The organism is Vibrio phycocola (genome assembly GCF_053850235.1).
Genome location: NZ_JBSQDJ010000003.1, coordinates 77,251 through 91,724 on the forward strand (window position 1 = coordinate 77,251; position 14,474 = coordinate 91,724).

At 40.0% G+C, this 14,474-nt stretch carries 14 protein-coding genes; 11 read left to right on the forward strand and 3 right to left on the reverse strand.

Annotated elements, in window-relative coordinates:
* Positions 1-12: 12 nt before the first annotated feature.
* Positions 13-729, reverse strand: a complete 717-nt coding sequence (gene arcA, locus ACWU4D_RS06545) for a two-component system response regulator ArcA (protein ID WP_456050603.1) — start codon at positions 727-729, stop codon at positions 13-15.
* A gap of 730 nt (positions 730-1,459) precedes the next feature.
* Here arcA and ACWU4D_RS06550 point away from each other — a divergent pair.
* From ACWU4D_RS06550 to thrC, 4 genes are all read left to right on the forward strand, one after another.
* On the forward strand, positions 1,460-1,948 hold the full coding sequence (locus tag ACWU4D_RS06550) for a putative 4-hydroxy-4-methyl-2-oxoglutarate aldolase (RefSeq protein WP_456050604.1): 489 nt from the start codon (positions 1,460-1,462) through the stop codon (positions 1,946-1,948).
* 409 nt (positions 1,949-2,357) lie between these two features.
* Positions 2,358-4,817 (forward strand): bifunctional aspartate kinase/homoserine dehydrogenase I, encoded by a 2,460-nt coding sequence (gene thrA, locus ACWU4D_RS06555; RefSeq protein WP_456050605.1) that lies wholly within the window; start codon positions 2,358-2,360, stop codon positions 4,815-4,817.
* Between the two features lies 1 nt (position 4,818).
* Entirely contained in the window at positions 4,819-5,790 is a 972-nt protein-coding gene (gene thrB, locus ACWU4D_RS06560) for a homoserine kinase (protein ID WP_456050606.1), read from the forward strand.
* Entirely contained in the window at positions 5,787-7,070 is a 1,284-nt protein-coding gene (gene thrC, locus ACWU4D_RS06565) for a threonine synthase (protein ID WP_456050607.1), read from the forward strand. Before thrB ends, thrC begins: the two co-directional genes overlap by 4 nt.
* A 141-nt stretch (positions 7,071-7,211) precedes the next feature.
* On the opposite strand, the gene grcA is transcribed toward thrC, so the two are convergent.
* Complete coding sequence (gene grcA, locus ACWU4D_RS06570) at positions 7,212-7,589, reverse strand: autonomous glycyl radical cofactor GrcA (RefSeq protein ID WP_456050608.1); 378 nt, start codon at positions 7,587-7,589, stop codon at positions 7,212-7,214.
* Positions 7,590-7,908: 319 nt separating this feature from the next.
* Here grcA and nfo point away from each other — a divergent pair, with 319 nt between their 5' ends.
* The 3 genes from nfo (at position 7,909) to ACWU4D_RS06585 (ending at position 10,438) form a co-directional block, all read left to right on the forward strand.
* Positions 7,909-8,802, forward strand: a complete 894-nt coding sequence (nfo, locus tag ACWU4D_RS06575; protein ID WP_456050609.1) for a deoxyribonuclease IV — start codon at positions 7,909-7,911, stop codon at positions 8,800-8,802.
* Between the two features lie 254 nt (positions 8,803-9,056).
* Positions 9,057-9,737: a uracil-DNA glycosylase gene (gene ung / locus ACWU4D_RS06580; protein ID WP_456050610.1), complete on the forward strand. Its 681-nt coding sequence runs from the start codon at positions 9,057-9,059 to the stop codon at positions 9,735-9,737.
* A 161-nt stretch (positions 9,738-9,898) separates the two neighbouring features.
* Positions 9,899-10,438 carry a hemerythrin domain-containing protein gene (locus tag ACWU4D_RS06585; protein ID WP_456050687.1) on the forward strand — a complete coding sequence of 180 codons (540 nt, stop codon included), beginning with the start codon at positions 9,899-9,901 and terminating at the stop codon, positions 10,436-10,438.
* A gap of 50 nt (positions 10,439-10,488) precedes the next feature.
* On the opposite strand, the gene ACWU4D_RS06590 is transcribed toward ACWU4D_RS06585, so the two are convergent.
* Positions 10,489-10,668, reverse strand: a complete 180-nt coding sequence (locus tag ACWU4D_RS06590; protein ID WP_456050611.1) for a DUF3545 family protein — start codon at positions 10,666-10,668, stop codon at positions 10,489-10,491.
* Between the two features lie 525 nt (positions 10,669-11,193).
* On the opposite strand from ACWU4D_RS06590, the gene ACWU4D_RS06595 reads away from it, so the two are divergent.
* From ACWU4D_RS06595 to ACWU4D_RS06610, 4 genes are all read left to right on the forward strand, one after another.
* The gene (locus ACWU4D_RS06595; protein WP_456050612.1) at positions 11,194-12,624 is read left to right on the forward strand and encodes an alanine/glycine:cation symporter family protein; all 1,431 of its coding nucleotides are present in this window, start codon (positions 11,194-11,196) and stop codon (positions 12,622-12,624) included.
* 95 nt (positions 12,625-12,719) lie between these two features.
* Entirely contained in the window at positions 12,720-13,493 is a 774-nt protein-coding gene (gene yaaA / locus ACWU4D_RS06600) for a peroxide stress protein YaaA (RefSeq protein ID WP_456050613.1), read from the forward strand.
* A 26-nt stretch (positions 13,494-13,519) separates the two neighbouring features.
* Positions 13,520-13,657, forward strand: a complete 138-nt coding sequence (locus tag ACWU4D_RS06605; RefSeq protein WP_456050614.1) for a hypothetical protein — start codon at positions 13,520-13,522, stop codon at positions 13,655-13,657.
* Entirely contained in the window at positions 13,647-14,453 is an 807-nt protein-coding gene (locus tag ACWU4D_RS06610) for a TatD family hydrolase (RefSeq protein ID WP_456050615.1), read from the forward strand. The genes ACWU4D_RS06605 and ACWU4D_RS06610 overlap by 11 nt, the downstream gene beginning before the upstream one ends.
* Positions 14,454-14,474: the final 21 nt, after the last annotated feature.

The following is a 14,474-nucleotide window of genomic DNA, read 5'->3' on the forward strand; positions in this document are numbered from 1 at the left end:
GTTAGAAAGTGGTTAATCTTCTAAGTCACCACAAAATCGATAACCTTCACCATGAATGGTCGCTATGATTTCAGGCGTACCTGCAACGGATTCGAAATGCTTACGAATACGACGAATGGTTACATCAACAGTTCGATCATGCGGCTTTAATTCACGCCCGGTCATTTTCTTTAATAAGTCAGCACGAGTTTGAATCTTGCCTGGGTTTTCACAAAAATGCAGTAGAGCACGAAACTCTGAGCGTGGTAGTTTATAACTATCCGCAGCCGGGTTAACTAAAGAACGGCTATTTATATCCAATTCCCACCCGTTAAATTTGTAGCTTTCGACAGTACGTTTCTCTTCGAAAGTCGTATTTTGGGTCATTGCACGACCTAGTAAGTTGCGAGCTCGAATCGTCAGCTCTCTAGGACTGAATGGTTTGGTAATGTAATCATCGGCTCCAATTTCTAATCCGAGAATTTTGTCTACTTCATTGTCACGGCCTGTTAAAAACATTAGCGCAACATCAGCTTGCTCTCGCAATTCTCTAGCCAGAAGAAGCCCATTTTTACCTGGTAAGTTGATATCCATAATGACCAGATTAATTGAATTATCTGATAATATATTATGCATATCTTCTCCATTGCTAGCCTCGAATACGTTGTATCCCTCTGCTTCAAATATGCTTTTTAGCGTGTTTCGAGTTACTTGCTCATCTTCAACAATCAGAATCTGCGGAGTTTGCATTAGCGGCACCTAAACTTTGTAATTGAAATGTAGTAAATATATATAATTCTAGATAAAAAATAACATTTTCGTAATATATTTGTGATGGTAAGCCAAGCCTTAAATACCTTGGGTTTTAGCTTCTATTACTATTTTTGTATGAGTCAAGATCACGAGTAAGACCCAACTTATGTTATTACCTGTGTTGCGGTGGATTCTATATTGTTAACAGCTTGCTAACAACACTCGGAGAATATTACTGTTAATTTTGTTGATTTACATCAATAGAACTAAAATCATAAATAACACTATTATAAATACTGATGGTAAAGTATCCAATATCACTAATGTTAATTTTCTTTTTTTATTAAGTGCCCGTTTATTAACTGTTTGTTTTTAATGTTTCTTTTTTTATTTTTATTGTCTTTTGCTAATATCTTTATGCTGAGTAACATATGTGCGGCTTTGTTCCATCACCGGTTTTTTAGGGGAGGAAGAAGCACACAGAGGCACAGCAATCGTTATAATCACAGTCAATCGTTGCGGTGGTTTTAATTTCAAATGGATCGAAATTAAGCCAATAGTCATTGATAGTTTAGACAGTGATTTACTTGTAGCTTACTTGATAGTGATGGATGAATAGGAGTTATACCCACACTCAAAAATCAATCATTATTAAATTGGGGAGCACCTAAACAGGTATCTTCCCCATGTGTCAGTTTAGAATCTTTATAAAAATCAAGGAGGAATAATGAAAGATATTACACCAGATATCTGTGATAAGTTTGAATCTCAGGTAACGATGTTGGATGTACCTCTTCATAACTTCGGTCAAAAAAGTACTTTTTGGGGCGAGGTGGTGACGGTGCGTTGCTATCATGATACCTCCGTAGTGCGAGAGGTATTAAGCCAAAATGGTAAGGGAAAAGTTCTTGTCGTAGATGGAAACGGATCTTGTCAAAAAGCTCTATTTGGCGTTCAGATGGCAATAATGGCAATTGAAAACGAATGGGAAGGCATCGTTATTTATGGTGCCGTTCGAGATGCCGCTCAGCTAAGTGAAATGTATTTGGGCATAAAAGCACTGGCGACTTGCCCATTTAAAACTCATCGACATGATTCTGGGCAGGCCAATGTGCGACTTTGTATTGCGAAGCAGCAAATTTTACCTGGAGATTATTTGTACTCTGATTGGAATGCTATTTTAATCGCAGAATCTAAATTGGATATTGATCTGTAGACCAGAGCACACTCTAAACTTGTTCAAATAGAACCTTACTCATGCAGCGGCTTTAGGCCGCTGTATTACTTGAGTCTTACCACTTACACTGAATATTTCAAATTGATGTCACTCTTATTGTTACACTCAATCTTTATTTTATCCGTTTATCTACTATTTCTGCCAAATTAACATTAAAACGGCTATTTTCATTGACCTTGGTTAGTAACTAAGGTTACCGTAAGGGCATTCATAAGTTTGAGAGACGTTTTTAATGCTATCTAGCCGCCAAGTAGTAATGACAACCATTATTATTACGACAGACATTATCGCTGTTGGGGCAGGCTGCTGAGCGAAGAACTTCAAAAAAAAGGCCTGCATCCAACAAGATGCGGGCCTTTTTTTTAACTATTTTTAACTGGAGGAACGAATGCGAGTACTAAAGTTCGGTGGTTCGTCATTATCTGACGCAGACCGTTTTTTGAGAGCAGCCCAGATTGTTGCTAATAATGCCAAACAAGAAGAGGTTGCCGTCGTTCTTTCGGCTCCTGGTAAGACGACCAACAAATTGGTCGCGATTATTGAAGCTGCGTTGAAAAATGGGGCTGCTGATATTCAATTAGCAGAACTAGAGCAATCGTTTGAATCACTATTTGAGTCGATAAAAAAAGAAGTATCAGATATTGATGGGACGGCTTATTTTGCTCAAGTGAATCAATCGCTAGAGCAACTGCGTCAGTTTGTAAATGGTATTGGTTTGCTTGGAATGTGCCCAAATAACGTGAATGCACGAATCATCAGCAAAGGTGAGCGCATTTCAATTCAGTTGATGAAAGCGGTATTGGCAACAAAAGGGCTAGATTCTAACCTGATAGACCCGACTAAATACCTTGTGGCTCATGGTGATCACCTTGAGGCTATGGTTGATGTTGATGCGTCAACGCTTAACTTCGAACAAAATCCACTGCCTAAAAATCATATTCATATCATGCCAGGCTTTACAGCTGGAAATGAAAAAGGTGAGTTGGTGTGTTTAGGGCGTAATGGTTCTGACTATTCAGCAGCAGTATTGGCAGCATGTTTACGAGCTGATTGTTGTGAGATTTGGACGGATGTCGATGGCGTCTATAATTGTGACCCTCGTTTGGTTCGTGATGCTCGTTTACTGAAATCACTAAGCTACCAAGAGGCAATGGAACTGTCGTATTTCGGAGCGTCAGTTCTTCACCCTAAAACAATTGCTCCTATCGCCCGTTTTCACATTCCATGTCTGATCAAAAATAGTTTTAATCCTCAAGGTGCTGGAACACTTATTGGTCAAGATACTGGTGAAGATAATCTTCCAATCAAAGGGATTACGACTCTAAACGATCTCACTATGGTGAACGTTTCTGGACCAGGTATGAAAGGCATGGTTGGCATGGCGAGTCGTGTTTTTGGAGCGATGTCGACAGCTGGAGTTTCTATTGTCCTTATTACTCAGTCGTCTTCTGAATACTCAATTAGCTTCTGTATAGAAGCCGATGACAAATTAAAAGCCTCGAAGGCACTGAGTGATTCATTTGAGTTAGAGCTTAAAGATGGCTTACTTGAGCCTGTCGACTTTATCGATAATGTCGCTATTGTTACTTTGGTCGGTGATGGAATGAGAACCTCACGAGGTATCGCTTCTCAGTTCTTCTCTTCACTAACTGAAGCTCATATTAATATTGTGGCGATTGCTCAAGGTTCATCAGAGCGAGCTATTTCTGCGGTGATTCCTGAAGATAAAGTGTCTGAGTCAATTAAAGCGTGCCATGAAAATCTCTTTAACTCTAATCATTACCTTGATCTCTTCGTCGTCGGTGTTGGTGGTGTTGGTGGTGAACTTGTTGAGCAAATTCGTCGTCAGCAACCCAAGTTAAATGAAAAAGGCATTGTGATCCGGGTATGTGGATTAGCCAATAGCCGTGGGTTACTCATGGACCCTGAAGGTCTTGATCTGGATAGCTGGAGTGATCGTATTAAAGATGCGACAGAATCATTTAGCTTAGGGAGCTTAGCGGCACTGGTTCAACGCAACCATATCATTAACCCAGTATTAGTTGATTGTACTTCTAGTGAAGATATTGCGAATCAATACGCTGATTTTCTTGCAGCAGGCTTCCATGTCGTCACACCGAATAAGAAAGCGAATACTGCAAGTATGGAGTATTACCAACAGTTGCGTAAAGTTGCTCGTGCTTCTCGACGTAAGCTGATGTATGAAACAACCGTTGGCGCGGGCTTACCGGTTATCGAAAACTTACAAAATCTCATTTCAGCGGGTGATGAACTTGAGAAGTTTAATGGTATTTTGTCTGGTTCACTTTCATTTATCTTCGGTAAGTTAGATGAAGGGCTAAGCCTAAGTGAAGCGACATTAGTTGCGAAAGAAAAAGGCTTTACTGAACCTGATCCTCGTGATGACCTTTCGGGTATGGATGTTGCGCGTAAGCTACTGATCCTTGCACGTGAAGCTGGAATGAAGCTGGAACTGGATGATGTGGAAGTTGACCTTGCACTGCCACCAGGTTTTGATATTTCTGGCTCGGTTGATGACTTTATCGCTCGTTTGCCTCAGGCAGATGACTACTTCAAACAACTCGTCGATCAAGCTGCTGCAAACAATCAAGTATTACGTTATGTCGGTGAAATATCGGAAGGGAAGTGCCGAGTGCGGATTGCACAGGTTGATGAAAATGACCCTATGTACAAAATTAAAGATGGTGAAAATGCCCTCGCGTTTTATAGTCGTTACTACCAGCCTATTCCATTAGTACTGCGTGGATATGGTGCTGGTACTGAGGTAACAGCGGCAGGTGTATTCGCAGATGTGATGCGTACTCTAGGCTGGAAATTAGGAGTCTAAAATGAGTTCTAGTGATAAAGGCGTTGTTGTATACGCTCCAGCTTCGATTGGGAATGTTAGTGTTGGGTTTGATGTGTTGGGTGCAGCTGTCTCTCCTATAGATGGAACATTATTGGGAGATCGCGTTGAAGTTAAGGCGAGCTCCGAGCAATTTAGCCTAAATCTCGTTGGCCGTTTTGTAAAAAAACTGCCTCAAGATCCAAAAGAGAATATCGTTTACGATTGTTGGGTTGTATTTTCTCGTGAGTTAGATAAGAAGAATGTCACGCTCAAGCCATTGCAAATGACGCTTGAAAAGAATATGCCAATAGGCTCCGGATTGGGCTCTAGTGCTTGTTCAATTGTTGCTGCATTAGATGCCTTGAACCAATTTCATGATAACCCACTTAGCGAAATGGAATTACTCGCATTGATGGGGGAGATGGAAGGGAAAATTTCTGGTGGTATTCACTATGATAATGTTGCGCCATGCTATTTAGGTGGCTTGCAATTAATGTTGGAAGAGTTGGGTATTATCAGCCAAGAAGTGCCTTGTTTCGATGAATGGTATTGGGTGATGGCATATCCAGGAATTAACGTTTCAACTGCCGAAGCTCGTTCTATTTTGCCAGCACAGTATCGCCGTCAGGACGTGATTGCCCATGGACGAAACCTTGCTGGGTTTATTCATGCGTGTCACTCAAACCAACCACAACTTGCCGCAACAATGATCAATGACGTGATCGCGGAGCCATATCGTGAGAAACTTCTGCCCGGATTTGCCAATGCTCGTCAATACGCGGATTCAGCTGGCGCACTTGCGACAGGAATTTCAGGGAGTGGTCCGACGCTCTTTAGTGTGTGCAAAGACAAAGATGTTGCTCAGCGTGTTGCACGCTGGCTAGAACAGAACTACGTACAAAATGAAGATGGGTTCGTTCATATTTGTCGCTTAGATAAACAAGGTTCGAAATTGACAGGAAGTGAGCTATGAAGCTTTACAATATTAAAGAAAATGATGAACAAGTCTCCTTTGGCCAAGCCGTTCGCCAAGGGTTAGGTCGTAACCAAGGACTATTTTTCCCATCAGAACTACCGAAGTTTGATGATATTGATGCACTACTTGCAGAAGATTTCGTCAGCCGCAGTGGCAAGATACTTTCGGCTCTAATTGGTGATGAATTATCGGCTGAAAAAGTAAATGAGCTGGTTGAAAGCGCTTTTCAATTCCCAGCTCCGATTAATAAGGTAAAAGAGGGTGTTTACGCTCTAGAGCTATTCCATGGTCCAACGCTAGCATTTAAAGATTTTGGTGGCCGATTTATGGCGCAGTCTTTAATGGCGGTTTCCGAAAGTAACAACAAAATTACCATTCTTACCGCAACCTCCGGTGATACTGGGGCTGCTGTTGCTCATGCATTTTACGGTATGGAAGATATCAACGTTGTTATCTTATATCCCAAAGGCAAAATCAGCTCCTTACAAGAGAAGCTGTTTTGCACATTAGGCAAAAACATCCACACCGTGGCAATCAATAGTGATTTTGATGCTTGTCAGGCATTGGTGAAAAAAGCATTTGATGATCAACAACTTCGTTCAGATGTGGGATTAAATTCAGCCAACTCGATTAACATCAGCCGCTTGATGGCGCAGATTTGTTACTACTTTGAAGCGGCATCTCAAATGACGAAACAAGAGCGTGAAAACTTAGTCATTTCAGTACCAAGCGGCAATTTTGGTAACCTTACTGCTGGCTTATTAGCGAAAGCACTTGGTTTACCAATTAAACGCTTTATTGCAGCAACGAATGCCAATGATACCGTTCCTCGTTACTTGGAAACTGGTCAATGGGATCCTAAGCCGACAGTCGCAACAACATCAAATGCGATGGATGTCAGTCAACCAAACAACTGGCCACGTATTGAAGAGCTTTGTCGTATTAAGGGTTGGGGTCTAGACACCTTAGGAAAAGGCTCTGTAACTGATGAACAAAGTGCGGCTTCTGTAAAAGAGCTTAATGAGCTTGGCTACTTATGTGAACCTCATGGTGCAATAGCTTATCGAGTGTTAGGTGAGCAACTTCAACAAGGCGAAACCGGTCTGTTTTTATGTACGGCTCATCCAGCGAAGTTTAAAGATGTGGTCGATGATATTCTGGCGACCGATATTCCGTTACCAGCGACACTTGCGAAACATGCTGAGATGGAATTGTTATCGCAGGATCTTGATCCTGATTTTGATGCATTGAAAGCAATACTACGCAGTGTTCAATAATTGATATTGATTCACTTGTAACGAGAAAAGAGCATTTAAACAAATGCTCTTTTTATTTGATTGGATAATCCAGATCAAATTAATAAAAATAAAACGGCGCCTACAAAGGCGCCGTTTATCAATTTTTGTAAACTGAATGAATTATAGAGATTCAGTAAAAGTACGTGCGATAACGTCTTTTTGTTGTTCTGTCGTTAGAGAGTTAAAACGTACAGCATAACCAGAAACACGAATCGTTAGCTGAGGATATTTCTCTGGGTTAGCCACTGCATCTTCAAGAGTTTCACGTTTTAATACGTTAACATTGAGGTGTTGTCCACCTTCGATACGTGGTGCTGTTTCAACGTTTAGTTCACGGCTTTCAAATTGGCCAAGTTCAGTTGTTGAGATAACTTGATCAGCTTCGTAGCCAGCGCTAGCAACAACACAGCGAGCTTCATTTTTCTCGCCATCGAGTAACCAGATTGAGTTGATTAGATTATCGTTAGCGGCTTGTGTGATTTGGATACCTTGAATCATTACTATCTCCTTGCCCATATTGGGTGAAATGGTGTTAATTTTCATTTTTTGTTGAGTTACCTATTATATAGCCAATAACCACAAAGATAATATTGATTTAAATCAACAAATCAGCAAACTAGTGATCTTTTTCGCGGTCAGTTAATTGATTTCAATCAACTAAATGTTGTAAAAACATCAAGCTCTACAAAATTTTAATCTATAAAAAATAGTTTATTGCTGTTTTTGTAGTAATTTAACTACATTTTTATGTTAATTAGTGATACCTAAACCAATAATTAATAGCTTATAGAACAACTTGAAAGAATCGAGAGATCAAATGAAAGCGACATTACGGAGTCATAGTACAAAATATATTGGGGCACATATTTCTGCTGCTGGCGGAGTAGAGAATGCACCAATAAGAGCAAAGGAAATTGGCGCAAATGCATTTGCCCTATTTACTAAGAACCAAAGACAATGGAATGCGAAAGCGCTAACAGAAAATTCTATTAATGAGTTTAAGCGCAATTGCAATCAGCTTGGCTTTCAACCTGATCATATTTTACCTCACGACTCGTATTTGATTAACCTTGGATCGCCTGACGAGGAAAAGTTGTTAAAGTCTCGATCTGCATTTGTTGATGAATTTGAACGTTGTCGAGCGTTAGGCTTATCTTTGCTCAATTTCCATCCAGGAAGTCACTTAAATCAAATATCAGAACAAATGTGTATTGAGAAGATCGCTGAATCGATCAACCTAGCTCATAAAGCAGTTCCGGATGTTATTGCTGTGATTGAGAATACAGCAGGACAAGGTAGCAACTTGGGGTACACATTTGAGCAATTAGCGGCAATCATTCGCCTCGTTGACAATAAAGATCGGGTCGGAGTGTGCCTTGATACTTGCCACCTCTTTGCCGCAGGTTACGATCTAAGGACATCTACTGCATGTGATGCTACATTTGCCGAGTTTGATCAAGTTGTCGGAATGCACTACCTCAAAGCGATGCACATTAATGACTCAAAGGTTGAACTAGGTTCTCGTGTTGATCGTCATCACTCGCTAGGCCTAGGCTTTATTGGCTGGGAAGCCTTTGAGTACATAGCCAAAGACCCAAGGTTTGACCATATTCCTTTAATCCTAGAGACAATTAACCCAGATCTTTGGTCGGATGAAATTGAGAAGTTGCAAACAATTCACTTGGATCATAAAAAGATCACAAAAGTGTAAACTTGGCATAATTTTCGTATAGAGGTTTTTGTAGCCATAAGAACTGTGAGGACTCTACGATGATAAATTTATGCACTGCTTCTAGCCCAGCCCCAACGCCTGTACGTCTGCCAACTCCGAATCGTCATGTGACGGGGCCTGGCCATTACCGTCCAGCTCCAACTAAGCCACATTAATCTCTTTTTGATCTTCTTCTGCTGAGTTATGTCGTTTTTAGGTAGAATAGTCACAAATGGTACAATTTTGGGTGTTCTATGATAAAGCCACTAACTTGGCAAGATGTGATTTCTCTTGAAGAAGAGAAGGATTATTTCAAACAAATTATAACGTTTGTTCAGAGTGAACGTGACGCTGGAAAAACTATTTTTCCAGAAGAAAGTGATGTCTTTAATGCATTTCGAGTCACAGAGCTTCGTGATGTCAAAGTGGTTATTCTTGGGCAAGATCCCTATCATGGGCCGAATCAATCACACGGCTTATGTTTTTCAGTTCAACCCGGTGTAAAAATACCTCCATCACTAAGAAATATATACAAAGAGCTGACCAATGACATCGATGGGTTTGAAACTCCTAATCATGGCTTTTTACAAAACTGGGCCGAGCAAGGTGTATTACTGTTAAATACCGTTTTAACAGTAGAGCAGGGGAAAGCTCATTCTCACGCCAAAATAGGCTGGGAAACCTTTACCGACCAAGTTATTGATGTGATTAACCGCCAACGTGAAGAGGTTATCTTTTTACTGTGGGGGGCACATGCTCAGCGAAAAGGATCGATAATAGACCGTGATAAACATAAAGTATTAACCGCGCCTCACCCTTCTCCTCTATCTGCTCATAAAGGTTTTCTCGGATGTGGTCATTTCTCCCAAGCAAATCAATATTTAACTTCCTTAGGGCTAGCTCCGATTGACTGGCAACCTAAAGAAATACAATAACGTTGTCGGAAAAATGCAGTTGGGCTGCTTAATTAATATGGTACTGGTTTCGCAAAATTAGCCATTTGTACGACAAAGTTCTCTTTTTTAAGATCAGAATCAAAACAATGCTTGTATGAGATTTATACAATAATTTCTCAAACTTGCATTGGAGGTGCATGATGATAATAGAAAGGATTAGGCGAGAACATGGTTATATGAGTCGATTATTAGCGATTTTGAGACGTAAGCTCGTGCTTCTTAAAGATGAAGAAAGTGTTAATTACTCTCTAGTTAAAGAAATTGTTGATTATCTTTCTAGCCACTCTGAGGTGGTACACCACCCAAAAGAAGATCTTATTTATCATTACTATGTTGAAAAATATGGCAAACAAGCAGATGTAACCGATCTAGAAGAAGACCATAAAGCTCTGTCTGCGAAAACGCATGAGTTTCTGGACTTGATCGAGATGGTTTTGCAAGATGCAGTCGTACCGCAAGATATCCTCATTACTCAACTTTCTGAGTTTATCAAATCTCAAAAAACACACTTAGATATGGAAGAGAAAGAGATTATTCCATTACTCCTTGAGACGTTTACTGATGATGATTGGGTTCATGTTGAATCTCAATGGGATCATAATGATGATGACCCGGTATTCGGGGAATCGATATCAGTACGATACAAACAATTGGCAAACCGAGTACGCCAAGAGCAGTAGTTGTATGTTAAAAAAACAAAGGCTCTATAAAAGAGCCTTTGTTTTTCTGATCAGAAATCGAAATCGTCTAATTCCAAACAACCATCCATTTCCATTAATTCTTGTTTTAGACGCTGCCTGTCTCGTATTTCTTCAATTTCGCGCCATTTTCTTTTAGTCGGTTTTGAGCGAGTGCCTCGGGCTTTGGTAATATTTTTACTTAGTATTTCTTCAAACAATGAATCATCCATAATTTGCCTCTCTAATTATCGTTACCAACGCTATTATTTAAGATCTAAATATCACATCTCAACTTAGATTAACCATGATATGTTTCTCATTTATTTCTATTCGATGACAGGTTTTTGATGAGTTCGTCTACCACCTATCATATTTAGAAATTATTTACACAATATCAAAGTATTTTCTTGTCCAGTTTTGATGAATAAACTCCATAAGAAATAAAAAATATAACTCTCGTTTGACCATGGATATTTTTAATTTAGCAAAATTGATACCAACGTGATTCTTTTTCGATTTCTGTAGATAACTAATTGATTTTATTTGATAGTGCTTTAGCGGGTAAATTTACTAAGGTTATTATCTTGTCTGAATTGGTACAAATTGGTGCATTTTGAACGATATCAGTTCATAGTGAAATGGAAATTTTTTCTGATTTTTTCGATTTAATGAGAGCATTGGAAATACTAGATAATCGATAAGTAGGCTAAAGTTTAGTGCAACAGAGAATTCGGCGAGTTTTAAAGGATTAATAAGTGACAGATTTAGTCAATTTAATGAATGACTTATTATGGGGTTCAATTTTAGTATACCTGCTTGTTGGAGTGGGTATCTATTTCACATTTCGTCTCGACTTTATTCAATTTCGTCATTTCAAACATATGTTTCAAGTGCTTAAAAACAGTCGATATTCTGATAAACCAGGGATTACATCATTTCAAGCGCTCTGTATGAGTTTAGCTGCCCGAGTTGGCACCGGTAATATGGCTGGCGTTGCTGTAGCACTTACGGTCGGTGGGCCTGGTGCTATATTTTGGATGTGGGTTACCGCAATGGTAGGTATGGCGACGTCCTTTGCGGAAAGCACATTGGCACAATTGTATAAAACTTGCGATCAGAGTGGGAATTATCGAGGTGGGCCTGCCTACTATATGGAAAAAGGGCTAGGCATGCGCTGGATGGGGATGCTTTTCTCTGTGTTTTTAATGATCGCATTTGGATTGGTCTTTAATGCTGTACAAGCAAACTCAATTACTAATGCCCTAAATAATGCTTTTGGATTTCAACCTATTTATGTAGGGATGTCCATTGTGTTGCTTTCTGCGCTAGTTATATTTGGGGGTATTCGTTCTATCGCCCGCACCACTGAAATTGTGGTTCCATTTATGGCGTTAATGTACCTTATTATCTCATTTTATGTATTGATAACGAATTTAGACAAAGTATCGGATGTCTTAGCTTTAGTGATTAAAAGTGCCTTCGGCCTGCAAGAAGCCGCTGCTGGTGGGCTTGGGTATATGATAGCTCAATCGTTGATCAATGGCATTAAACGGGGTCTATTTTCGAATGAAGCCGGTATGGGCTCCGCTCCAAATGCAGCAGCAACTGCGACACCTTACCCTCACCATCCTGCATCTCAAGGTTATATTCAAATGCTTGGGGTGTTTATTGATACCATTGTGATTTGTACTGCAACGGTCGCGATTATTCTGATGTCTGGTGAGTATGTACCGCATGGGGAAATTACGGGAGTAGAGTTAACTCAACGAGCACTGAACTCTCAAGTGGGGGATTGGGGAGGGGATTATATTGCGTGCGCTATTTTCTTTTTTGCCTTTACTTCGATCATCGCTAACTATTCTTATGCCGAAACAAATATGGTGTTTTTGAAACAAAAGAGTAAAACAGGTTTATTGGTCTTTCGTTTGGTATTTCTGGCTATGGTTATGTTCGGGTCGTTAGCTACTTTACCCACAGTATGGGCCATGGCCGATGTATCAATGGGCTTGATGGCAATTGTCAATTTGATCGCGATATTACTCTTATCAGGAATCGTCGTTAAACTGGCTAAAGATTATAATCAGCAGTTGAGTATCGGTAAGGTTCCTAGGTTTGATATCCGAGATTATCCAGAACTAAAGTCCCAGCTTGAAAAAGGAATTTGGGATACAAAAAGGGATGATTAATTCATTCTATTGATTTGATTGGTAAAGCCGTGCAGACAGGGTACGGCTTTTTTTGTATTCTAGAAAGATAGTATAAGAAATATAGGATTGTCAGCATGTTAATTTTGGTTTCACCTGCGAAAACTCTCGATTATGAATCGCCTTTAACGACACAAGAGTATACTCAACCTGAGCTTATTGGAGAATCTCAGTTATTGATAGAGGAGTGCCGTAAGTTAACGCCTGCTGATATATCATCATTGATGTCAGTGAGTGATAAAATTGCTGGGTTAAATGTGGCTCGTTTCGAGCAATGGAGCCCAGAGTTTAACCTCGATAATTCCCGACAAGCGATATTGGCATTCAAAGGCGATGTTTACACTGGATTAGATGCCGCGACTTTATCAGAAGATTCGCTAGATTATGCTCAATTACACCTCAGAATGCTTTCTGGATTATATGGCATACTGAGACCTCGAGATTTAATGCAACCCTATCGCCTTGAAATGGGAACAAAGCTCGCCAATTTACGTGGGACGAACTTGTACCAATTCTGGGGAGATATTATTACGGATAAGTTAAATTCAGCACTCAATGAACAAGGCGATGATATTGTTGTTAATTTAGCATCAAATGAATATTTCAAAGCGGTTAAGAAAAAAAACGTTGCCGGTTCTATAGTTACTCCGATTTTCAAAGATGAAAAAAATGGCCAGTTTAAGGTCATTAGCTTTTACGCAAAAAAAGCGCGTGGATTGATGGCGCGATACATTATTGAAAATAAGATCGATTCAATAGAAGGACTGAAAGCATTCGATAGTGCTGGGTATTTTTTCGTTGAAGCTGAATCAAGTGCGACGGATTTAGTGTTTAAACGTCGGGAGCAATAATCCTCATTTTGTGGGAGTAAAATACAATGATAAAACTATTGAAAGCTTGGTTGAAAAAGTATGATACCTGGTGTCACTCAATGGGCTTAACCCCTGAGCAGAAGCGTTGTTGTGTTGCGCATCGTACTGAGAACTCTGATAATTCGTCGGACAATGTCAGGTAAGTTAGTTTTATTTGATACTCATTGCCATTTTGACTTTACGCCATTTAACCAAGATTATGAGTATCATCTACAACAGTGTTTAAGCTCTGGTGTCGAATCTATTTTAATCCCAGCAATAGGAGTGAGTAACTGGCAGTCTGTCGGCTCACTCGTGAATCAATTCCCCGAACAATTGTATTTCTCGTTAGGCTTCCATCCCTATTTCCTCGAGCAGAGGCCTAGCGAGGCAGATTGGCAACAATTGGAGCAGCTTTTACAGCATCGAGACCCTCATTGTGTTGCCATTGGCGAGTGTGGTTTAGATTGGCTCATAGAGATCGATAGAGAGATTCAATTAGAGATCTTTCAACGACAAGTTGATTTAGCGATTCAATATCAGTTACCCATAATCTTACACTCTCGAAAAAGCCACACTGATATTATTCGTCTCTTAAAGCGTTCTAATTTTTTTCACGGTGGGATTATTCATGGGTTTTCGGGCAGTTTACAACAAGCCAAAGAATGGGTCGCACTAGGCTTCAAAATAGGTGTTGGTGGCGTAATTACCTATCCTAGAGCAAAGAAAACGCGCGCGGCGATACAAGGGTTACCCATTGAAACTTTAGTGCTTGAAACCGATGCTCCAGATATGCCAATTAATGGGTATCAAGGAGAAGCAAATCACCCTAAGCGCTTGCCGTTAATATTAAGAGAGTTAGCGGATTTGAAAGATATGTGCGAAGTAGAGCTTGCCGAAATACTTATGAAGAATAGTTTTCAGGCGTTGAGGTTGATAAGACGTTCAGGAAGTCAGTAAAAGAGAATGAAATCAAAAAAG

Excerpts from the sequence above, each read along its gene's own strand:
- arcA (WP_456050603.1), bottom strand. The coding sequence starts at position 729 with ATGCAAACTCCGCAGATTCTGATTGTTGAAGATGAGCAAGTAACTCGA.
- ACWU4D_RS06550 (WP_456050604.1), top strand. The coding sequence starts at position 1,460 with ATGAAAGATATTACACCAGATATCTGTGATAAGTTTGAATCTCAGGTA.
- thrA (WP_456050605.1), top strand. The coding sequence starts at position 2,358 with ATGCGAGTACTAAAGTTCGGTGGTTCGTCATTATCTGACGCAGACCGT.
- thrB (WP_456050606.1), top strand. The coding sequence starts at position 4,819 with ATGAGTTCTAGTGATAAAGGCGTTGTTGTATACGCTCCAGCTTCGATT.
- thrC (WP_456050607.1), top strand. The coding sequence starts at position 5,787 with ATGAAGCTTTACAATATTAAAGAAAATGATGAACAAGTCTCCTTTGGC.
- grcA (WP_456050608.1), bottom strand. The coding sequence starts at position 7,589 with ATGATTCAAGGTATCCAAATCACACAAGCCGCTAACGATAATCTAATC.
- nfo (WP_456050609.1), top strand. The coding sequence starts at position 7,909 with ATGAAAGCGACATTACGGAGTCATAGTACAAAATATATTGGGGCACAT.
- ung (WP_456050610.1), top strand. The coding sequence starts at position 9,057 with ATGATAAAGCCACTAACTTGGCAAGATGTGATTTCTCTTGAAGAAGAG.
- ACWU4D_RS06585 (WP_456050687.1), top strand. The coding sequence starts at position 9,899 with ATGATAATAGAAAGGATTAGGCGAGAACATGGTTATATGAGTCGATTA.
- ACWU4D_RS06590 (WP_456050611.1), bottom strand. The coding sequence starts at position 10,668 with ATGGATGATTCATTGTTTGAAGAAATACTAAGTAAAAATATTACCAAA.
- yaaA (WP_456050613.1), top strand. The coding sequence starts at position 12,720 with ATGTTAATTTTGGTTTCACCTGCGAAAACTCTCGATTATGAATCGCCT.
- ACWU4D_RS06605 (WP_456050614.1), top strand. The coding sequence starts at position 13,520 with ATGATAAAACTATTGAAAGCTTGGTTGAAAAAGTATGATACCTGGTGT.
- ACWU4D_RS06610 (WP_456050615.1), top strand. The coding sequence starts at position 13,647 with ATGTCAGGTAAGTTAGTTTTATTTGATACTCATTGCCATTTTGACTTT.